Source organism: Murimonas intestini (assembly GCF_024622195.1).
GTDB lineage: Bacteria > Bacillota > Clostridia > Lachnospirales > Lachnospiraceae > Murimonas > Murimonas intestini.
Genome location: NZ_JANKBI010000021.1, coordinates 54,906 through 75,822, shown reverse-complemented (window position 1 = coordinate 75,822; position 20,917 = coordinate 54,906). Strand labels below are relative to the sequence as shown.

Here is a 20,917-nt window from a genome sequence, read left to right as displayed (position 1 = left end):
ATCACCCCTGCCTTTCTTCCTCTCCGTTAAGTTCTATTTCGAGTACTGTATCTATCTCGTTCTGCAGAGGAAATGTCCCCTGCGGCGGCTCCTGAAAATTAATAAATGTATAATCCGGAAATAATTCTGTCACCCATGGAGTTACTATCATAACTTCACTCATATCATGAAGGCTGGTGATCCTTTTAATCCTGGATGTCTCTATTTTTAGCGGAATAGGACCTATATTCTGCTCAAACAGATGAGCATAGATTTTATTCCCTTTCTGCGTATAATAACCCCACTCAGGTTTTTCCAGAGCAGCTTTTCCGCATCCTACAATTGAGTCCTCATTTTCTTCAAACCATTCCTTTATTTCCAGCAGCACTTTTTCAGACTGTGAAGGTATACGCCCTCTGGCATCCGGAGACACATTAACAAGAAAATTGCCCCCCTTGCTGACGCACTCCACAAGCTTTCTGATCAGACATTTAGCTGTTTTATAATTATTGGGGTTTGTCACATATCCCCAATTGTTATTCATGGTACAGCTGGCTTCCCACGGAAGAGGCATCCCCTCGTCATCCAGTATCCCCTGGGGCGGAATGATCTGCTCCGGCGCCACAAAATCCCCTGCATAAACTGTTGGGTTTGATGTTCCAATGCTGCCTTTGGCTGAAGCATTACATTCCAGACGGTTATTGATCACCATCTCCGGCTGAAGTTTCCTCATCATAGTGATCAGCTCTGTTGCTTTCCACTTTTCGCCTACCATATCCCCATATGAATTATCAAACCAGAATAAATCTATCTTCCCATAATTTGTGCAGAGCTCTCTCACCTGGTTATGCATATATTCCAGATATCTGTTAATATCGTATTTGTAGTCTTTAAATTCTTCATTGTCCCTCATCGGATGGTACAAATCACCATAATGATGATAATCCGGATGATGCCAGTCAAAAAGAGAATAATAGAGGCCTACTTTGAGTCCTTCTTTTCTGAATGCATCTACGTATTCTCTTACCAGGTCACGGCCGCACTTTGTATTTGTCGCCTTAAAATCAGTATACTGTGAATCAAATAAACAAAATCCCTCATGGTGTTTTACGGTAAGAACCGCATACTTCATTCCGGCTCCCTTAGCCAGCCTGGCCCATTTCTCCGGATCATAATCCACAGGATTAAAAGCATCAAAATATTTATCATATTCTTCTAAAGAGATTCTTTCATATGAACGCTTCCATTCTCCCACTGCCGGTATAGAATATAATCCCCAGTGGATAAACATTCCAAAGCGGTCATTCATAAACCATTTTACTCTTTTATCTCTCTCTTCCCTGATTCCCATTTATATTCTCCTCTTCTTTAAATTCTGAATATATTCCATGATCTTTCAGTGCGCTGTACAGACTATTGGAACGTCTTTTAACCGCTTCATAACATTCCCTGTTTTCCCTGCATGGCAGAAAGCTGTTTTTCTGCCTGCTTCCCGCTGCTATATCTGCTGCTTCTTCAAAACTTTTGTACAGCCCGGCAGATACTGAACAGGATATCCATGCACCTGCGGCAGTCGCCTGTGAATCCCCGTAGCTGACGATCTCTTTATTATAGATATCTGCCTGCAGCTGGTTAAACTCCTTCAAAGCGCTTAAGCCGCCTGAAACTGTTATGTATTTAATATCTCCCGCAAGATCTTCTACCCTGTGTATGCTTCTGTCCACCTCCACAGCTATACCTTCCAGCACAGCCCTGGCCATATCTCTTCTTTTTGTCTTTAGCGACAGGTTAAAGAATATCCCCTTTGCATCTACGTTCCAGTCCGGTGAACCTGATCCCTGAAAATGGGGAAGCATGATAACTCCTCCTGCTCCCGGCTGTGACTGTATGACATCACTGTTTATCCTTTCATAATCAGGCATGCCCTCATAAAAATTTTCTCGGAACCAGTCATATAGAATACCTGTTGTCATCACTGACGCTTCCAGCAGATATTTTCCCGGAACAGCAGAGACATTACATGAGATTTTTCTGCTGCTGTCATAGACAGGACTGTCAGTCCCCGCCATCAGAAATGAGCCTGTTCCATGGGTTATCTCCGCATCCCCGCTTTTCATTACCCCAAGTCCGAGAGCGGCACACTGCTGGTCCCCTCCCGCAGAATATACAGGAATCCCCTCCCTGGTAAATCCGCACAGGCTTCCCGGTTCTATAAGCCTGCAGAGATATCTCTCATCCAAATGAAAAATATCCAGAAGCTCTTCATCCCACCGGCCTTTCTCCATATCCATCAGCAATGTCCTGTTCCCGTAAGTGTGGTCAGTAACTGCCTCCCCTGTGAGCAGATAGATGATATAATCAGGTATCACCATGTATTTCCAGACTCTTTTATGTATGCTCTTCCTGTTATCCATAAACCACGCCATCTTAGGGGCCGCATATATAGGCCTGATGCGAAGCCCTGTCCTGGCATAAACAACATCTTCATATTGATCCAGACTCCTGCAATATGCCTCTGTCCTCTTATCCTGCCACATAACTGCGTCCGCCAGCGCTTTTCCTTCTCTGTCTACAGGTATCACAGATGACCGCTGGGCTGTTACAACGATCGCACTGTACGTCACTTTATTCTGCCTGAGTACTGCGAAAATTTCATTGATTGCCTTTTCCCATATATCCGGATTCTGTTCCACTCTGACAGAATCCAGATATACAGGGCCCGTCCTGACCTGATGGCTGCCTATCATCACCATTTTCTCGTCATATACAATTCCTCTGGTACTTGTAGTCCCTATATCCAGAACACATATGTTCAAAAGTCTTTCTTCCTTCCCTTTACTGTTAAGAGGCGGTCAAGCCGGTCATCCCCTTCTTAACCACCTCTTAGTTTTACATAATTACAGGATTATTTTCCCCCTGACTTTCACAGCCTTTATTGAGGCTCTGTGATCTCCTCTGCATTGACGATCTCTTCTCCGCACTGCTCTGGGGTATTGCCTACAAACAAGCCCTGAAGCGCTGTTCTTACAGTATTGAGCATATGTGTTTCCGGATCATAATTCTGCATATCATCTCTGTAATCTGTAGCAGGTTCAATAACTTCTTTTACCTGTTTTGTCAGATCATCAATAACTGTGTCAGGATCTGATTCAAATTTTACAGGATAGATGCCTCCGTTAGAAGCTTTTTCAAGTCCCCTGTAGTAATCCTGTGATGTCAGATATTTAACTACTTCAATTGCTGCATCATTTTTTTCCTTATCTCCTGTATCTGTGACAGAGAAGCCCTGTCCTGCTCCGCCCTGGAAAACATTTTTATATTCTTCGTTTATGCTTGGGAAGGCAGATACCTGTACTTTTCCATCTACTGCAGATCCGTTTACTTCAGAAACAAACCAGGCGCCGTCATACCTGAAAGCGCTTTCCCCTGACAGGAACGCTGCCTTTTCACCATTATTGTCAACACCTACAGCATTATCTCCAAAATAGCCCTTATCATTAAAATCTTTTATTGTCTGGTACAAACCTAACATTTCTTCACCGTCATACGGCATTGTCCTGTCGGCAAGCTTAGTCACTACATCAGGACCATATGTTTTTAAAGCAATGTTATTCAGGAAATGTCCTGCCCTGAAGTTGCTCTGTTCACCTAACATAAACGGATTGATTCCATTTGCCTTTAATGTCTCACAGCATTTTTCCAAATCTTCAAATGTCTGAGGAACTTCCAGTCCGTTAGCCTTTAAAACATCAGTGTTGGAATACAGCACAATTGCATAAAGCATAACAGGTACTCCATAAACTCCGTCATCAAATTCCCATTTGTCAAACAGAGGCAGGAAGGAATCCCTCCACTCAGGGTCTGCATCCAGATAAGGCTTCAGATCCAGAAGAATGCCGCTCTCCACATAGTCCTGTATTCTTGTTCCGCCGTATTCGATAAAGATCTCCGGCTGTGTGCCTGAACCGATCTGGGCGCTTAACTTATCCAGATACTGCTGTTCATCTGTTACGTGATCACCTACTATGGTAATTCCATTATCCAGAGCATTAAATTCCTCAATTTTCTGCTGGAAATATACAGACAGCGGCTCTTCTCCACCCCATCTTGATGCCAGACGGATCTCTATATTATCCTTCTTGTCTGCTGCCTCTGCCCTGGTTACAGCTGTCATGGAAAGTACCATTGCCGCGCTCATCACCATAGCCATGATTTTCTTACTTCTTTTGTACATCTTTTTGTCCTCCTTCTCCCAACCATTAATTGTTTGTTTTTACCATGTTGCAATCTTTTAATTGATTAATTCGATTATATATCATTCTAATATTTGTTTCAATGATAATTTTTTCCAATTATCCCACTGTTTTTTAGAGCAATTTCACAGTTTTTCAATCATAAAATTCATTTATTTGTTCGTTATATCTTAATTCAAACATTATATTTTGCATATATAATTATATATTATGATTTTAAAACTTATTTTTCATCATTTTTTTTACGTTATATATCTCACATCATGCCTGTATCATTATTTTCAATCATTTATTTCACATAATCGTTCATTTAATTATTGCAAGCGATTATATATTCGTGTATAATGAAAATAAGTAAATTATGGAATTAACTATAAATGTACCAGGGGGGATTGTTATGAATCAAACCAGGGAAGCTATTTCCCAGCGTCAGAAAAAATTATTAGATTATCTGAAAGAACATAATACGGCCCGTGTTTCTGACCTTTGCCGCCATCTGGATGTATCTGAGATAACTGTGAGAAGAGATTTGAACGAACTTGAAAACCAGAAATTGTTAGAGCGTTTTCACGGGGGCGCCAGGATAAAAAAGGTAAAACCTGAGAATGACGTGGCATTTGAAGAGAAAGGTGTCAGGCATGAGGCACAGAAGAACGCCATCGGAAGGGAAGCCGCCCATCTTGTGGAAAATGGATCAACTGTCTTCCTGAATTCCGGTTCAACTACCCTGGCCGCCCTGAAATACCTCAATGAAAAGAATGTACGCATAATAACAAATAACGCTCTGGCCCCCACTAAGATTTACAATGATAAAATAGAACTTATACTGACAGGAGGAGAATGCCGGTGCCGCTCAAAATCCCTTATTGGAGATCAGGCTGTCACTATGGTTGGCAACGTGCTTGCTGATATCTGCATTCTCGGTGTAAACGGGATCAGCGCTGAGAGCGGTACTACTACTTCTATCCATCAGGAGACAGCTATCAATGATATGATGGTAAAGAACTGCCATGGTCCTGTCATAGTTGTTGCAGATGGTTCAAAGATAGGGCGGACTTATGATTTTATAAGTATTGATATCAGCAGGATAGACATCCTTATTACAGATTCCGGTGCAAATGCTGCTGAACTTGATAAGATAAGAGAAAAGGGAGTCAGAGTCATTATTATTAATGTATAAAACTTAAACTGCCCCCAGGGATAGATTTAAAATATCAGACCTCTTGTGCCGGGGAATATTCTCCCCGCTCACAAGAGGTCTTTTTATATGGTTTCCACCCCTGTATCAGGATGGAAAACCCTTTATTTTTAAATATTTTTACAGTTTGCCAACCCACTCTGTCATGTTGCCTTTGTAGAAGATATACGGTGTTCCAGCCAGGACTGCTGTTCCGTCTCCGCTCTGGTATGCTTCGTATTTTTCTTCCGGATAGTCACGGAACGCTTTCATTGTGAAGGAAGATCCTACTTTTCCGTCAAATGTTCCATCCAGTGTAGCCAGTGTGGAAGCTGCTGAAACTGCGCCTAAGTGGATAACATCCCACAGCATCATGTATGGGCAGACATAATCAAATGCGTTGTCTTCAGCTGTCTTTGGCATGAAGGACTGCATTTCTGAAGGCAGACCAAGACCTGTAAGCCTGATTTCGCTGTTAGCAGATTTTAAAGAGTTACCTGCTGCTGCGATACCAACTGTTGTCGGGGAAATGATGCAGTCTACTTTATTCTCAGCGATAAATGCCTGTGCCTGTGTTGTTGACTCTGTTAAGTCATCATTGCCGTATTTCTTATCGAGATCCGGGCTTACTTTTCCTGAATATACAGGATCAGCAAGTTCTGTTTCCATAGCTGCGATCCAGCTGTTCTGTACAGGTGTGTCAATAGAAGCTGAAAGGACGCCCAGTTTGATCTCATCGCCTGTATAGCTGCCCAGTTCTTTTTCTACTGCTGCTTTCATGTCTCCGTCTTCCGGATAATCAACGCCTAATGTAATAAGGACTGCTGCCTGTACCAGGTAAGAACCGATATCCTGAGTCTCTGCCTGGTTAATATGTGTCACACGATACTCAGGGTTAGCTTCTGAGTCGATGGAAGTAATTGGAATGCCTGCTTCTTTTGCTTTCTTAAATACTTCATCATATCCTGCATCTCCATTTGTGGAAATAGTGATAGAAGCCACCTTCTGTGTGATCAGCTCGTCTAAAAGCTGAACCTGAGCTGCCACTGTTGTCTCAGCCGGGCTCTTGTATACAGCCTTCTGGCCTTCACCTTCCATATACTCATTAAATCCCTCAAACATCAGGTCGCCGAATGTATTTCCTGTACTCTTGAACATAAATACATGAGCGCCTTCCATAGAATCTGATGAGGAGCTTCCGCCTGCTGCTTTAGTCTCTTCTGCCTTTGTCTCTCCAGCTGCTGCTTCTGTGGCTGCATCGCCCTTAGCTTCTGTCTTTGCTTCAGTTTTTGCTTCAGTAGTCGTTGTCTTTGTTGTGCTGCATCCTGCCAATGCTGATGCTGCCATTGCTGCGCTAAGTCCAAGCGCTACGAATTTTTTGAACTTCTTCATGTTAAACCCTCCATTGTTTTATTTTTTGATTTATATAAGCAATACCCTTGTATTGTTTATATTTGTTAATTTGAAAACCTCTGTTTTGCCTTTCTGGCATCTTCTTTTAATTCTGATTTTAAAACTGCTGTCTGCTCTTTACATTTAGCTTTTACAGAGACTATCTTTTCTTCATATTTTTTGACTTTAGCAGCTTTATCAGATTCGCTCATCTTAGCATCCTTCTTTGCAGCTGTTATCATGTCTCTGTAATTTTTTATTTCTTCTGCAGCCTTTATATTGACTGCCTCGATATTTTTATTGTTGGCATAGAAAAGTTTTAATTTAATTGCCGCCACAAGCTGCTTATTCACATTCGGGATAAGTACTGCAATTATCAGGATGAAACCGGTCAGGATCTTTCTGGAGTTAGCATCTACATTCATAAGTCCCAATGTATAGATGAGGAAAGCCATTATAAGAGTACCGATTACAGGACCATATACTTTTCCCTTACCGCCGTTTGTGGACACTCCGCCAAGAACACAGATTGCGATGGCATCCAGTTCATATCCCGTACCCATTGTGGAGCTGACGCCGCCGCCCATACGTCCTACGAAGAAGATGGATGCAACGCCTGCCATAAAGCCCATAAGGATAAAAACAATCATTTTAGTCTTTTCTACATTAATTCCTGAGTAAGTGGCAACTGTAGGATTATTTCCTATGATGTAAAGCTTCCGCCCAAAAGTGGAACGGTGCAGTATCAGCATAAATACTACTGATATCAGCAGGAAGATAATCAGGGATACAGGTATTCCCGCTATGTTTGTCCAGGCCAGCTGGGTATAGAAGGACGGGAAATTCTTCAGGACATTGACATCCATTATAATCTTTACAATACCTCTGAAAAGCATAGAGGTTGAAATTGTAACAATAACGGCCGGCATCTTTATATATGCTACAAGATATCCGTTAAATGCGCCGCAGGCTGCACCCGCAATCAGTCCCAGTACAACACAGAGGAACATTGGGAGCCCCGCATCCATTGAAAGCCCTGTTGCCATAGAAGCCACGATCATAGTGGATGCCACGGATACATCAATATCCCCCAGCATCAGTATGAATATCATGCCCAGTACAAGCGGTGACAGGTCCATTCCCGACTGGATAATAGACTGTATCGTACCATTTGTAAAATAAAGGCCCGGTTTTGCAACTATTAAAACTATATTTATCAGCACCAGTATGTAAATGAGGATCATTTCCCATTTTACCAGGAACTTTGATAATTTAAATTTTTCTTTTACCGCTAAATCTCTAACAGGTACTTTTGTTTCTCCACTCATCAGATTAAAGCACCCCTTTCCTTTAAGACTCGTTTTTCAACGGCTCTCTCAGTGAAGATATTGATGGCAACTGCCACAATAATGATCGCCCCCTGTATAGCATCCTGCCATACACTCAGCCCCGGAAGAAGGCTGATAAAGTAGGTGATAACACTCATCATCAGAAAGCCTATGATGACACCGTCGATCTTGCCTTTTCCGCCGGTTATGCTTACACCGCCCAGGATACAGATAGCGATTGCTGTCATCTCATAGCTCTCACCCATTCCATAGTAACAGATAGAGTAATTCGCTGTGTACAGCATTCCTGAAAGTCCTGCAAGTGCGCCCGAAATAACGAATGCAAGGAATGTAACCTTTGCTTCTTTAATACCGGCTACCTGTGCGGATTCTTTGTTAGTTCCTATGGCGTAGATTCTTCTGCCCGGAGCCGTATAGCCCAGGAAAATCCCTGCCAGAATAAATACAATGATCACGATCCAGAGTATATTGTAGATTCCCAGGAACCTGCCTCCTGCAAAATTGGCGTATCCTTCTGTGAACTGATGGGGAAACCACCATTTTCCTCCGCTTGCCAGAAAGGCAAACCCGCGGAAAATATACATTGTACCCAGGGTAGCTATGATGGGGACCATCTTTAAATATCCCACAAGGAAACCATTAAAGGCGCCGCATACAATACCTATCCCAAGACCTAAAAGCACCCATACAAATGTGGGGACTTCCATATTGCTGCTCATAAGTGAGGAGCAGATAACGCCTGCCAAGCTCAGGGTGGATGCCACGGACAGGTCAATGCCGCCTGTGATGATAACCATCATGGAACCTACTGCCAGCAGTGCATAAACTGCATTATTGCGGAGCATGTTCATAATAGAATTCATGGAATACATAGAAGGTGTGATGATTGCAGCAACTATAAGCAGAACTACAAAACCGACCAGAAGTCCGAAGTTTCTGTTTCCTGTGATTTTTTTAAAAACTGAAGTTTTCTGTTCCTTCATGATCAGTTATCCTCCCTCTCTTCTTTATGCTTCAGTGAAGCTTCCAGGATCATCTCCTGGGTCGTTCCCTCACTCTCAAACTCGCCGGTCACACGTCCTGACTTCATAACCACAATGCGGTCTGCCATACCCAGAACCTCCGGCATTTCTGACGATACCATGATAATGGCGTATCCGCTGGCAGCCAGCTCGTTCATGATCTCATAAATAGAATATTTTGCTCCAACGTCAATACCCTTGGTAGGCTCATCCAGGATCAATACCTTTAAATCACAGCTTAACAGCTTTGCAAATACTACCTTTTGCTGGTTACCTCCTGACAGAGAGGAAGGCGGCGCGCTGATATCCTTAGCTTTCAGCTGAATCTTCTGGCAAAGCTCGATCGCATTCTTTTCTTCCTCCTCCTGCTGGAGAATGATCCCGTTTTTCGTAAACTTCTTCATAACTGCAGATGAAACATTCTGGTATATGGGCAGCTCATTTACAAGCCCCTGTATCTGCCTGTCTTCCGGCAGAAGCCCAATCCCGTGTGCCAGAGCATCCACAGGACTGCCTATCTTCACTTCTTTCCCTTTCAGCTTGATACTGCCGCTGTCAGGATTCATGATTCCGTATATAGTCTGGCAAACTTCTGTACGACCTGCACCCACCAGACCTGTCAGAGCAAGTATCTCACCCCTTCTGACATTAAAGGATATGTTTTTAAAGTAGCCCTCTTTTGAAATATTATTAACTTCCAGAACTACCTCTCCAATTTTTGCTGTTTTCTCCGGGTACATCTGGCTGAGCTCACGCCCTACCATCTCAGCTATCAGCTTCTGGTTAGAGATCTTGTCCACGTCCCAGCTTCCTATGTACTGTGAATCACGGAATACAGTGACCCTTGAGGCCAGCCTGTACATATCTTCAAACTTATGTGTTATAAATATGATGGATACGCCTTCATCCCTCAGACGTTCAGCTATCTGGTAAAGCTGCTCGCACTCTGTCCTGGTAAGGGAAGCGGTAGGCTCATCCATGATCAGGATCCTGGCATCTCTTGACAGTGCTTTTGCAATCTCCACAAGCTGCTGCTGTGCAACACTTAAGGTGCCCATGGGTTTATTTACATCTATTTCCTGAGAAAGAGGCTCTATCAGTTCTTTTGCCCTCTTTGTCATTGTCTTCCAGTCATACAGACCTATCTTGTTTTTAATTTCCTGACCCATAAATATATTTTCAGTTACAGACAGATCAGGGAATGCTGTTACATGCTGGTATATAGCTGCGATGCCTAATTTAGCTGAATCTGCTGTAGAACGCAATGTTATCTTCTCATCTTCCAGAAGCATGACGCCGCTGTCCGGCTGATGCACACCCGTTATGACTTTAATGAAAGTTGATTTTCCTGCTCCGTTCTCACCCATCAGAGCATGTATCTCACCTTTCTTCAGCTGAAAATGAACACCGTTCAAGGCTGTTACACCACCGAATGTTTTTACTACATCTTTCAGCTCCAGGATATAATCACTCATCCTTTTTTTCTCCTTTCCCCTTCGTTTACACGTTTTTCGTGTTCGCTCATAAATCCATAATACGCAAATTTTACATGTAATCAATATCAAAAATTGTTTTTACGGTATAGAAACTTGTTTTTTTGAACATAATTGCCATTCAAACACAAAAATGTTATAATAATTATACACTTTTACAACCCCCATGCATTTTTGACGAATTTAGAACAAAACAGGAGGATTTTCTAGTGAAACTACCAAAACGTATCTTTCCGGATGACTATTTCAAAAAAGTGAATAAATGTACTTCTCAAACTGAAAGTCTGCCCTTTTACATAAAAGAATGCGGTTACTGTAATGAAAGAAAGTTCGTGCTTGGAAACACAAATAATTTTTCAGATATCCTGCTGCTCTATCCTGTCTCAGGTGTTGTCCGGTTTACCAAGAACCAGACTACCCAGTTCATCCATCAGGACAATATTATTATATCCGCCTGCAACACTCCTCTGATATTTACCCGGGCAACTAAGAACTGGGAATTCTTTTACATAATTGTCAGGGGATCACATGCCAAGCTCTATTATAACCTGATCCGAAACAGCTCCAGTGTCCTGCCGGGAAGTCCTCTGAATAAAATACTTGACTATTTTATTGAAGCTGCAGACCTGAACTTTAATAAAGAACTGTATACTGATATGAGAGCCAGCCTGATCATACATAATATTTTCTTCGAGCTTTACAATATATCCTATAATATACTCAAAACAAAGGCCATCACTCCTGTGCAGGAAACTGTTATTAACCAGTGCCTTAAATACATAGAGCACAATTATAAAAATGATCTTGATATCGATACGATCTGCAATGAGGTCAGCTTTTCCAAATATTATTTCTGTAAACTTTTTAAGGATCATATGGGAATAACCATCCATCAGTATGTGAGCGAGTTCCGTGTCAATAAATCAAAAGAGCTCCTCACATATTCAAAGCTGTCAATTAATGCCGTAGCCGCGTCTGTGGGTTATAAAAATCCGCTGACCTACAGCCGCGCATTTGAAAAATCCATGCATATGACTCCCAGCGAGTACAGGAAGAACTTCTGATCTGGACTGCACGCCCCTGCTTGTCCATGAAAGATACGCTATAACATATATTATATGCCGGCATTAAAAAAGAAGAACAGCCCGGGCAATTTTATCTGAAAGATTTCTGCCTGCAGCTGTTCTTCTTTTTTTATTTTTATTTCTATAATCCGGTTACTCCCTGCCCTGATCAGTTTCTGAAACATTTCCAGGCAGGCGCCAGAGCTTCTATAACGCTCCTGTATGTTCTGTATTTCTCCTCATAAATTTCTTTGTATTCTATCCTGGGATATACTGTTTTTGTTATCTTCACAGTTTTATTTATGCCATCCTGGTAGTCGCTATAGATACCTGCAGCTATTCCTGCCGCTATGGCTGCACCCTGTGCTCCCAATTCTTTGTCTTCAATAACATCCACAGGAATCTGAAGTACATCAGCAAAAATCTGTACCCAGACGTCTGAGTTTGCTGCACCTCCTGAAAGCCTTATGCTCCGGGGCTTCTCCCTGTTTCGAAGAAGCTTGTTCACATGAGTCAGGTGTGAGAATACGATTCCCTCATATACTGCCCGAAGCATATGACGTTTATTGTGATAGCCTGTCAGGCCTATAAACGTACCTTTTGCCAGAGGATCCTCATTTGAACCATTGAGGAAGGGCAGGAATATCACATTTGATTCCTTCGGGTCCACTGATGCCACCCATTCATTTGTGATATCATATACAGATCCTCCTTCAGCCTTCGCTTCAGCCTTTTCATAGCCCATGAGATTTCTGATGAACCATTCCATATTTCCCGCAGATGTGGGACTGCTCTCCTCTATAAGGTAATATCCCGGTATGCAGAACATAGAATTTAATGCTACTGTGCCATTCACTATCGGTTCCCGGGCAATATACTCATTGATGCTCCATGTCCCTGCTATCATGCACATCTGGCTCTCATCTGAAAGGCCGGAAGCTATACCGCAGGCATCTACGTCAAACATGCCTGCTGCTGCCGGGATTCCCGCCGGAAGAAGAGTCTTCTCACTCACTTCACGCGTTATGCATCCGCATACATCTGCTGAATACATAAGAGGCGGCAGCTTGTCATATATCTCTTCCAGTCCGTAGAGTGCCAGAAGCTCCCTGTCATATTCCTTTGTGTTCATGTTTACCAGATTTCCCCCGGTAAAATCCGTATACTCAGCAAAGGCTTCACCTGTAAGCTTGTACCTGATATAATCCTTTACAGAAAATATGTATTTTGTCTTCTCAAGTACCTGTGGTTCATGGTCCCTCAGCCATGCCAGAAGGGCCACCGGCTGGCAGGCCAGGATCTCCTGGAATGTCTTCTCATAGACTTTTTCTTTTGTCCCGTCCTCAGACCACTTCTCAATATACTCCCACGCCCTCATATCTGTGGAAATGATACCGTTATAGGCAGGCCTTCCATCCTCACCCACCAGGTAAAGCCCTTTGCCATGGCCTGAAAAAGATACGCCCTGGATATCAGAAGGGTTGATGCCGCTCTTCTCTATTGCCTCCCTGACGGCCCTGGCATTTACCTCCCAGAGTTCGTCCATATCGCGCTCAGTGTAACCAGGCTTCGGTGTGATCGTCTCTGTGGGCACACTGGCTACTGCTATCTGATTCCCATTTTCATCAAAAATACTTGCCTTTGAAAAAGTCCCCCCATTGTCAATGCCCATTAAATAGTTCATATGCATTTACCTTTCCTTATCCAATATTCTGGCCATCCTGTTCTGTGCTGACTTCAGGTCAGCTTCCCAGGCAGGGCTTCCCTTATACCAGAATTCTGTCACAAATCTGCGGACACCTGTCTCCCACGCTGTATCTATCGTTTTCTGGAAATCCACATGGCCTGTTCCGTATGGCACCTCTCTGAATATACCGGGAAGAGTTTCTTTTAAGTGCATTGCCACTGTATGGCCTTTTCCGCATCTGATATCCTCATACACGTCAGTGCCGTATGTAAGAGCGGCATTTTTAATATTTCCACAGTCCGGATATACATTCAGGTAAGAAGAATCTATCTTCTTCACATAACGCATAGCCTTTTCAACTGTATTCATAAACTCTGTCTCCATTGTCTCGAATCCCAGAAGAACTCCTGCCCTGGAAGCCATATGTACTGCCTTCTCCAGATTTTCTTCAAACCTTTTTACTGTATCAGGGGTGGATTCCTCATAATAGACATCATAGCCTGCCAGCTGAATGATGCGTATTCCCAGATCTTCAGCCAGACCGATGGCTTTTTCCATTATCTCCATTCCTCTTTTACATGTATCTTCATCAGCGCTGCCCAGCGGATATTTTCTGTGTCCGCTCAGACACATGCTGCCGGCATGGATTCCCTCTCCATACATGGTCTTTACCAGTCTGAGGCGTTCGTCCTTTGTCCAGTCCAGTCTTGAGAGCTTTGCATCCGTCTCATCAATACTGAGCTCCACAAAATCAAACCCGGCTTTCCTGGCTGACTTCAGCTTTTCCTTGAAGCTTAAAGTCTCCGGCATTGCTTTCTCATAAAGCCCCAATGTATAATTCTTCATATTCTGCCCTTTCCCTAAATGAATAGACCTCCTGTCCCTGATCATCAGTTTGATCCGGACATTCATTTTCCTTTTCCGCTGCTCTTAACAAACCTGTCTATAATATATTGGTTTGCCTCTATCTCCTGCCTGTCATCTAATGGCTCAAGAGATATTTTCTGTCCTGTCTGCCTTTCAAGGGCATTTCTGATCAAATAGTCAGCCACATGAGGATTTTTTGGCAAAAGCGGACCATGCAGGTAAGTACCTATCACATTTTTATATACTACGCCTTCCTCATCTGACTTGCCGTCGTTCCCAAAACCATAAAGAACCTTGCCAAGAGCCTTATTTTTCTTAATGTAGGTGCGCCCTCCGTGGTTTTCAAATCCAACTACAGGACGGTCAAAAAGATCACTTTTTATAACAACATTATCAATGAGCCTGCCGTCCCCCTGCTCTGTGTACAGATCCACCAGCTTCAGCCCCTCCATGAAGTCACTGCCTGTCTTATAATAATTTCCAAGGAGCTGGTAACCGCCGCACACTGCGATCACTACCCCATTATCTTCCACATAAGCCTTAAAATCTTTCTGGATAGTCTGCAGCTTTTCACAAACAAGCTTCTGCTCCCTGTCAGACCCGCCTCCTAACAGCACGATGTCCAGCTCTGAAAAATCTATTCTGTCCTCTATTCTGAATTCTACTGTCTCAGCCTCTATCCCTCTCCACTGGCAGCGCTTCATCAGGCACTGGATATTTCCCCTGTCACCATAAAGATTCAGAAGGTCAGGATAAAGATGTCCTATAGTCAGCTTCATATCTTTTCCTCCTCCATCTTCTTAAGTACATTTCTGGTTGAAAACAGAGCTGTATAATTGACAAGAACATAAAGGTTGCCTATGCCGTTTTCAAGTCTTTCCCGGATGGCTCCCTCCACACTTGAATCCAGCCTGGAAGGTATGTCAACATATTTCAGCCTCAGTCTCATATCCTGGCATCTGAGCCCGCTTACTGTAATAGAGTTTACATTTGCATCCTTAAACCTGTCAAAATCCACGTCCCAGAGCCATGAGATATCAATGCCATCCTGGTCATTATCATTGATGACAATGATAAGATCCTTAAGTGATTCATCCTGAATGACAGCTGATATATTCTGATTGAAGCCGGCCGGATTCTTAGCCAGATTCAGGATCACGTCTGTATCCCCTATCCTGAAATTTTCCATCCTACCATTCTGAGGATTGAATTCATCCAGCATCTTCTGGAAATTCTTTACCTCCATTCCTGCACAGCGGCAGGCTGCATAAGCCGCCAGGATATTATAAACATTATAGAATCCCCGGTATCCTGCTGATATTCTCTTTCCCTCTATCTCAAAGGAAAGCCTGCTCCCCACCTCTATGTTCTTTGCATCAAAGTCAAGGGGCGGCCTTTTAAATCCGCAGTTGGGACATTCATAATCTCCAAGCTGGCTGTAGTGGTAAAAATGGTAAGACAGCTTTTCACCACAGCGCTTGCAGAATTGTCCTTCTCTGATCTCCCTGGTGTCTTCCTCCTCTATCACCTGCCCGCCGATGCCATATGTACGGTAATCATTATTGCTTTCCATGGCCAGATAGGCTGACAGGGAATCGTCCCCATTGACGATAACAGTCATCTCAGGAGCCATATCCATGGCTTTTCTGAGCAGATCCATAGTAATATCGATCTCCCCGTAACGGTCCAGCTGATCCCTGAACAGGTTAGTAAGAACCATATAATCAGGTGCAAAATGAGGCAGGATCCTCACCGTGGAGGCCTCATCTATCTCAATGCATGCGTAATCCGCATCTAATTTTCCATTTAACTTAGTTGAAAGCACAAACGCAGAAACCACACCATTTATCATATTTGATCCGGTATGGTTGCATACTACTTTTTTCCCCTCTGCCTCAATTGCAGAGCAAAGCAAATTATTTGTTGTTGTCTTCCCATTTGTTCCGCAGACTACGAAAATCTTCTCTCTTACTTCCTGCGAAAGCTCCTTTAAAATACCAGGATATATCCTGATAGCCAGCTGTCCTGCAAGGGTTACACCCTGCCGCCCTGTAAGGCGGCAGGCTGTTCCTATGATTTTCGAAGTCCAGACTGCCAGTAATCTGCGTATCTTCATCTACACTGCCCTCATTTTATTATTTATTTCCCAGATTAGCCTTTTGCTTCCCCTTCTGAATCTTCATTCAAATCCTGTTCAAGAGATTTCAGCATATCTTCCTCTGTCTTGTTGGAGGATTCCCTTACTTTAGCGATGCTCGCAACAGATTCCCCGTCTTCCATGTTCATCAGCTTCACGCCTGATGTTACCCTTCCCAGCATTGATATATCGCTGCACATCATGCGGATGATGATTCCGGCTGTATTGATTATCATAATCTCATTGTCCATATTTACAGCTTTAACGCCAATGACATTTCCTGTCTTTTCCATGATCTTATAGCATTTAACACCCTTGCCGCCCCTGTTCTGAGGGGTAAATTCTGACATGGCAGTCAGTTTTCCCATCCCCTTCTCAGATACGATCAGCAGATATTCTCCCTGTGTATGCATCTGCATGCCTATTACCTCATCCCCATCTGCGAGGCTCATACCGATAACTCCCATTGATACACGTCCCGTGCTCCTTACATCCGTCTCATTAAAACGGATACACTGTCCGTACTTTGTCACAAGGATGATATCTTTTTCATTATTCGTAGACTTGACCTCGATCAGCTCATCATCTTCTCTCAGGCTGATTGCAGCCAGTCCTGTCTTCCTTACATTTGCGTAATCTGTGATAGGTGTTTTCTTCACGATTCCGTTTTTCGTTGCCATAAAGAGATAACGTCCCTCTTTATATTCCCTGATCGGTATCATGGCTGTGATCTTCTCGTCCGGCGAGAGCTGCAGAAGATTGATGATCGCTGTTCCCCTGGCTGTCCTGCTGGACTCAGGAATCTCGTAAGCTTTCAGCCTGTACACCTTTCCTGTATTCGTAAAGAACATCAGGTAGTGGTGGGTACTTGTCATGAGCAGGTCTTCGATATAGTCATCCTCGATGGTCTGCATTCCCTTTATTCCCTTGCCGCCCCTGTTCTGGCTCTTGAAATTATCTACAGTCATACGTTTGATATATCCAAGTTTTGTCATAGCTATGACAACATTCTCTCTTGGAATCAGATCCTCCATGGAAATATCAAACTCGTCATAGCCAATGCTTGTCCTTCTCTCATCGCCGTATTTATCTGCGATCAGCTGTATTTCTTCCTTGATCACGCCCAACAGGATATTCCTGTCTCCAAGTATAGACTTCAAGTATGATATCTTCTCCATCAGATCTTTATATTCTGCTTCCAGCTTCTCTCTTTCCAGACCTGTCAGAGCACGCAGACGCATGTCCACGATTGCCTGTGCCTGCGGGTCTGTCAGGCCGAACCTCTCCATGAGTCCTTCCTTGGCCAGCTGGGTATTCTGTGACCCTCTGATGATCCTGATAACCTCATCAATATTGTCAAGTGCAATAAGCAGACCCTCTAAAATATGGGCCCTCTCCTCCGCCTTGTTCAGCTCATACTGAGTCCTTCTGGTAACGACCTCTTCCTGGTGCTGGATATAGTAGTGCAGCATATCCTTTAAGTTCATTACCTTCGGCTCGTTATTGACAAGAGCCAGCATGATGACCCCAAATGTATCCTGAAGCTGGGTATGTTTGTACAGCTGGTTCAGGATCACATTCGCATTGACATCCCTTCTCAGCTCTATGTTGATACGCATTCCTTCACGGCTGGATTCATCTATGATGCTGGTGATCCCGTCAATCTTCTTATCTCTCACCAGCTCAGCTATCTTCTCGATCAGCCTTGCCTTATTTACCATGTACGGAAGCTCTGATACAAGTATCCTGCTCTTTCCGTTTGGCATGGATTCTATCTCAGTCACAGCACGGACACGTACCTTTCCCCTGCCTGTCCTGTAAGCTTCTTCTATACCTCTTGTCCCAAGTATCTGGGCGCCTGTGGGAAAATCAGGCCCTTTTATGATCTGCATGAGTTCTTCGATGGAAGTTTCCCTGTCTTCTTCGATCCTGTTGTCTATCATCTTCACAACTGCTTTGATGACTTCTCGCAGATTATGGGGCGGTATATTCGTGGCCATACCTACCGCGATGCCTGTTGTCCCGTTTACCAGCAGGTTCGGGTATCTGGACGGCAGGACTACAGGTTCTTTTTCTGTCTCATCAAAGTTAGGCATAAAATCAACTGTATTTTTATTTATATCAGCCAGCAGCTCCATTGATATCTTGCTCAGGCGGGCTTCCGTATAACGCATGGCGGCAGCGCCGTCACCGTCTACTGAACCAAAGTTCCCATGACCGTCCACCAGCACATACCGGGTAGACCACTCCTGGGCCATATTAACGAGAGCTCCATAGATGGAACTGTCACCATGGGGATGGTACTTACCCATTGTATCACCGACAATACGTGCACATTTTCTGTGCGGCTTGTCTGGTCCGTTGTTCAGCTCTATCATTGAGTACAGGACTCTTCTCTGAACGGGCTTCAGCCCGTCCCTCACATCGGGAAGGGCACGGGCAGCGATCACGCTCATGGCATAGTCAATATAAAACTTCTCCATCCTGTCCTTTAAATCTACTTCCTCAACCTTGTCAAAAATATTGTCTTCCAATTACTTCCCCTCCTAGATGTCCAGATTCTGTACGTACTTGGCATTCTCTTCAATGAACTCTCTTCTCGGCTCTACCTGGTCACCCATCAGGGTCGTAAAGGTAACATCCAGCTCGGAAGTAGCTTCCTCGTCCATCGTCACACGGAGAAGGATACGCCTCTCCGGGTCCATAGTAGTCTCCCAGAGCTGCTCTGCATCCATCTCTCCAAGACCTTTGTAACGCTGTATCTTATTATTCTGGTCCCTTCCTACTTCATCGATTAACTTAGCCAGCTCTTCCGGACTGTAGACATACCAGACTTTTTTATTCTTTTCCAGTTTGAAAAGAGGCGGCTTTGCCAGATATACATGGCCCTCCTTGATAAGATCCGGCATGAACCTGTATATAAAGGTCAGCAGCAGGGTGCTGATATGCGCCCCGTCCACATCGGCATCAGTCATGATTATGATCTTGTCATAACGCAGCTTTGAAATATCAAAATCATCGTGGATACCAGTGCCAAATGCCGTGATCATAGCCTTGATCTCTGCATTTCCATAAATCTTATCCAGCCTGGCCTTCTCAACATTCAGTATCTTTCCTCTCAGCGGCAGGATGGCCTGAGTTGCCCTGCTTCTGGCTGTCTTTGCAGAACCGCCGGCAGAATCACCCTCGACGATATAAATCTCACAGTTTTTTGGATCCTTGTCTGAGCAGTCGGCCAGCTTGCCCGGCAGTGACAGACCGTCAAGGGCAGATTTCCTTCTTGTCAGATCTCTTGCCTTTCTTGCCGCTTCCCTGGCTCTCTGGGCCATGATGGATTTATCCAGTATCATCTTTGCCACCTGGGGATGCTGCTCCAGATATATCATCAGCTGGTCGGAAACTACGTTTTCAACTGCTCCCCTGGCCTCTGTATTACCCAGCTTTTGTTTCGTCTGGCCTTCGAACTGCGGCTCCTCAATTTTGATACTGATGATGGAGGTAAGCCCCTCACGTATATCCTCTCCTGAGAGTGATTCCGTGTCCTTTATCAGTTTATTTGTTCTCGCATATGCATTAAATGTCTTTGTCAGAGCATTCTTAAAGCCTGTCAGGTGTGTTCCTCCCTCAGGCGTTGTGATATTATTTACAAAACTGTAGGAGCTCTCTGTGTAAGAGTCATTATGCTGCATGGCCACTTCCACAAAAACCCCATCTCTTGAGCCTTCACAGAATACGATATCAGGGTAAAGAGGTGTCTTGCCTTTATTCAGGTATGTCACGAATTCTTTTATGCCGCCTTCATAGTGGAACACCTTCTCAACAGGTTCTTCTTCCCTCTCATCCCTCAGGATGATCCTGATATTCCTTGTGAGAAAAGCCATCTCCCTGAGCCTCTGCTTCAAAACTCCAAAATCAAATACTGTCTCCTCGAATATTTCCTTATCCGGCAGGAATGTAACCATGGTACCTGTCTTTTCCATGTCACATTCACCGATGACATTCAGCTTGTAAACTACCTTGCCGCGCTCATAGCGCTGCCTGTATACCTTGCCCTCGCTGTAGATGGTTACCTCCAGCCATTCGGACAGAGCATTTACAACAGAAGCGCCGACACCGTGAAGTCCTCCTGATACCTTGTATCCCCCGCCGCCGAACTTTCCTCCGGCATGAAGGATCGTGAATACTACTTCAACAGCAGGAAGACCTGATTTATGGTTGATTCCGACAGGGATACCCCTTCCGTTGTCAATGACTGTTACTGAATTATCTTTGTTAATGGTCACCTGAATCGTATCACAATACCCTGCCAGCGCCTCGTCCACCGCATTATCTACGATTTCATACACCAGATGGTGCAGGCCCCTGGCGGAGGTACTTCCAATGTACATTCCAGGCCTTTTGCGGACTGCTTCCAAACCTTCCAAAATCTGTATCTGGTCCGCTCCATATTCTTCTTCAAATTCCGTACCCATATATATCCTCCTATTGTCCTGAAGT

At 43.9% G+C, this 20,917-nt stretch carries 15 protein-coding genes; 2 read left to right on the top strand and 13 right to left on the bottom strand.

Annotated features, from left to right (window positions below):
- Position 1: 1 nt before the first annotated feature.
- The 3 genes from NSB28_RS21905 to NSB28_RS21895 all read right to left on the bottom strand — a co-directional run bounded on the left by NSB28_RS21905 (position 2) and on the right by NSB28_RS21895 (position 4,213).
- A complete protein-coding gene (locus tag NSB28_RS21905) occupies positions 2-1,324 on the bottom strand; it encodes an alpha-L-fucosidase (RefSeq protein WP_392391519.1) in 1,323 nt (440 codons plus the stop codon).
- Entirely contained in the window at positions 1,305-2,795 is a 1,491-nt protein-coding gene (locus NSB28_RS21900) for an FGGY-family carbohydrate kinase (RefSeq protein WP_109748605.1), read from the bottom strand. The genes NSB28_RS21905 and NSB28_RS21900 overlap by 20 nt, the downstream gene beginning before the upstream one ends.
- A 116-nt stretch (positions 2,796-2,911) precedes the next feature.
- The gene (locus NSB28_RS21895; protein ID WP_109748606.1) at positions 2,912-4,213 is read right to left on the bottom strand and encodes an ABC transporter substrate-binding protein; all 1,302 of its coding nucleotides are present in this window, start codon (positions 4,211-4,213) and stop codon (positions 2,912-2,914) included.
- A 416-nt stretch (positions 4,214-4,629) separates the two neighbouring features.
- On the opposite strand from NSB28_RS21895, the gene NSB28_RS21890 reads away from it, so the two are divergent.
- Entirely contained in the window at positions 4,630-5,412 is a 783-nt protein-coding gene (locus NSB28_RS21890) for a DeoR/GlpR family DNA-binding transcription regulator (RefSeq protein ID WP_187374400.1), read from the top strand.
- Between the two features lie 138 nt (positions 5,413-5,550).
- On the opposite strand, the gene NSB28_RS21885 is transcribed toward NSB28_RS21890, so the two are convergent.
- The 4 genes from NSB28_RS21885 to NSB28_RS21870 all read right to left on the bottom strand — a co-directional run bounded on the left by NSB28_RS21885 (position 5,551) and on the right by NSB28_RS21870 (position 10,647).
- Positions 5,551-6,801, bottom strand: coding sequence for a substrate-binding domain-containing protein (locus NSB28_RS21885; RefSeq protein WP_109748608.1), 1,251 nt, complete (start codon positions 6,799-6,801; stop codon positions 5,551-5,553).
- 65 nt (positions 6,802-6,866) lie between these two features.
- Positions 6,867-8,129, bottom strand: coding sequence for an ABC transporter permease (locus NSB28_RS21880; protein WP_109748609.1), 1,263 nt, complete (start codon positions 8,127-8,129; stop codon positions 6,867-6,869).
- Positions 8,129-9,133 carry an ABC transporter permease gene (locus NSB28_RS21875; RefSeq protein ID WP_109748610.1) on the bottom strand — a complete coding sequence of 335 codons (1,005 nt, stop codon included), beginning with the start codon at positions 9,131-9,133 and terminating at the stop codon, positions 8,129-8,131. Before NSB28_RS21875 ends, NSB28_RS21880 begins: the two co-directional genes overlap by 1 nt.
- 2 nt (positions 9,134-9,135) lie before the next feature.
- Positions 9,136-10,647, bottom strand: coding sequence for a sugar ABC transporter ATP-binding protein (locus NSB28_RS21870; protein ID WP_109748611.1), 1,512 nt, complete (start codon positions 10,645-10,647; stop codon positions 9,136-9,138).
- 227 nt (positions 10,648-10,874) lie between these two features.
- Between NSB28_RS21870 and NSB28_RS24910 the strand changes: the two genes are divergently transcribed.
- Positions 10,875-11,729 carry a helix-turn-helix domain-containing protein gene (locus NSB28_RS24910; protein ID WP_109748612.1) on the top strand — a complete coding sequence of 285 codons (855 nt, stop codon included), beginning with the start codon at positions 10,875-10,877 and terminating at the stop codon, positions 11,727-11,729.
- 169 nt (positions 11,730-11,898) lie between these two features.
- Here the strand turns inward: NSB28_RS24910 and NSB28_RS21860 are convergent, their stop codons facing one another.
- From NSB28_RS21860 to gyrB, 6 genes are all read right to left on the bottom strand, one after another.
- The gene (locus tag NSB28_RS21860) at positions 11,899-13,413 is read right to left on the bottom strand and encodes an FGGY-family carbohydrate kinase (RefSeq protein ID WP_109748664.1); all 1,515 of its coding nucleotides are present in this window, start codon (positions 13,411-13,413) and stop codon (positions 11,899-11,901) included.
- Between the two features lie 6 nt (positions 13,414-13,419).
- Positions 13,420-14,262, bottom strand: a complete 843-nt coding sequence (locus NSB28_RS21855) for an L-ribulose-5-phosphate 3-epimerase (protein WP_109748665.1) — start codon at positions 14,260-14,262, stop codon at positions 13,420-13,422.
- 62 nt (positions 14,263-14,324) lie between these two features.
- Positions 14,325-15,062, bottom strand: coding sequence for a type 1 glutamine amidotransferase (locus tag NSB28_RS21850; RefSeq protein ID WP_109748613.1), 738 nt, complete (start codon positions 15,060-15,062; stop codon positions 14,325-14,327).
- Entirely contained in the window at positions 15,059-16,399 is a 1,341-nt protein-coding gene (locus NSB28_RS21845) for a MurT ligase domain-containing protein (RefSeq protein WP_109748614.1), read from the bottom strand. The genes NSB28_RS21850 and NSB28_RS21845 overlap by 4 nt, the downstream gene beginning before the upstream one ends.
- 35 nt (positions 16,400-16,434) lie before the next feature.
- Complete coding sequence (gene gyrA, locus NSB28_RS21840; protein ID WP_109748615.1) at positions 16,435-18,954, bottom strand: DNA gyrase subunit A; 2,520 nt, start codon at positions 18,952-18,954, stop codon at positions 16,435-16,437.
- Between the two features lie 12 nt (positions 18,955-18,966).
- Positions 18,967-20,892 (bottom strand): DNA topoisomerase (ATP-hydrolyzing) subunit B, encoded by a 1,926-nt coding sequence (gyrB, locus tag NSB28_RS21835; RefSeq protein WP_109748616.1) that lies wholly within the window; start codon positions 20,890-20,892, stop codon positions 18,967-18,969.
- Between the last annotated feature and the right edge of the window lie 25 nt (positions 20,893-20,917).

What these genes read in the sequence shown, in the direction of transcription:
- NSB28_RS21895 (WP_109748606.1), bottom strand. Translation starts at nt 4,213, where the DNA reads ATGTACAAAAGAAGTAAGAAAATCATGGCTATGGTGATGAGCGCGGCA.
- NSB28_RS21890 (WP_187374400.1), top strand. Translation starts at nt 4,630, where the DNA reads ATGAATCAAACCAGGGAAGCTATTTCCCAGCGTCAGAAAAAATTATTA.
- NSB28_RS21885 (WP_109748608.1), bottom strand. Translation starts at nt 6,801, where the DNA reads ATGAAGAAGTTCAAAAAATTCGTAGCGCTTGGACTTAGCGCAGCAATG.
- NSB28_RS21880 (WP_109748609.1), bottom strand. Translation starts at nt 8,129, where the DNA reads ATGAGTGGAGAAACAAAAGTACCTGTTAGAGATTTAGCGGTAAAAGAA.
- NSB28_RS21875 (WP_109748610.1), bottom strand. Translation starts at nt 9,133, where the DNA reads ATGAAGGAACAGAAAACTTCAGTTTTTAAAAAAATCACAGGAAACAGA.
- NSB28_RS21870 (WP_109748611.1), bottom strand. Translation starts at nt 10,647, where the DNA reads ATGAGTGATTATATCCTGGAGCTGAAAGATGTAGTAAAAACATTCGGT.
- NSB28_RS21860 (WP_109748664.1), bottom strand. Translation starts at nt 13,413, where the DNA reads ATGAACTATTTAATGGGCATTGACAATGGGGGGACTTTTTCAAAGGCA.
- NSB28_RS21855 (WP_109748665.1), bottom strand. Translation starts at nt 14,262, where the DNA reads ATGAAGAATTATACATTGGGGCTTTATGAGAAAGCAATGCCGGAGACT.
- NSB28_RS21850 (WP_109748613.1), bottom strand. Translation starts at nt 15,062, where the DNA reads ATGAAGCTGACTATAGGACATCTTTATCCTGACCTTCTGAATCTTTAT.
- NSB28_RS21845 (WP_109748614.1), bottom strand. Translation starts at nt 16,399, where the DNA reads ATGAAGATACGCAGATTACTGGCAGTCTGGACTTCGAAAATCATAGGA.
- gyrB (WP_109748616.1), bottom strand. Translation starts at nt 20,892, where the DNA reads ATGGGTACGGAATTTGAAGAAGAATATGGAGCGGACCAGATACAGATT.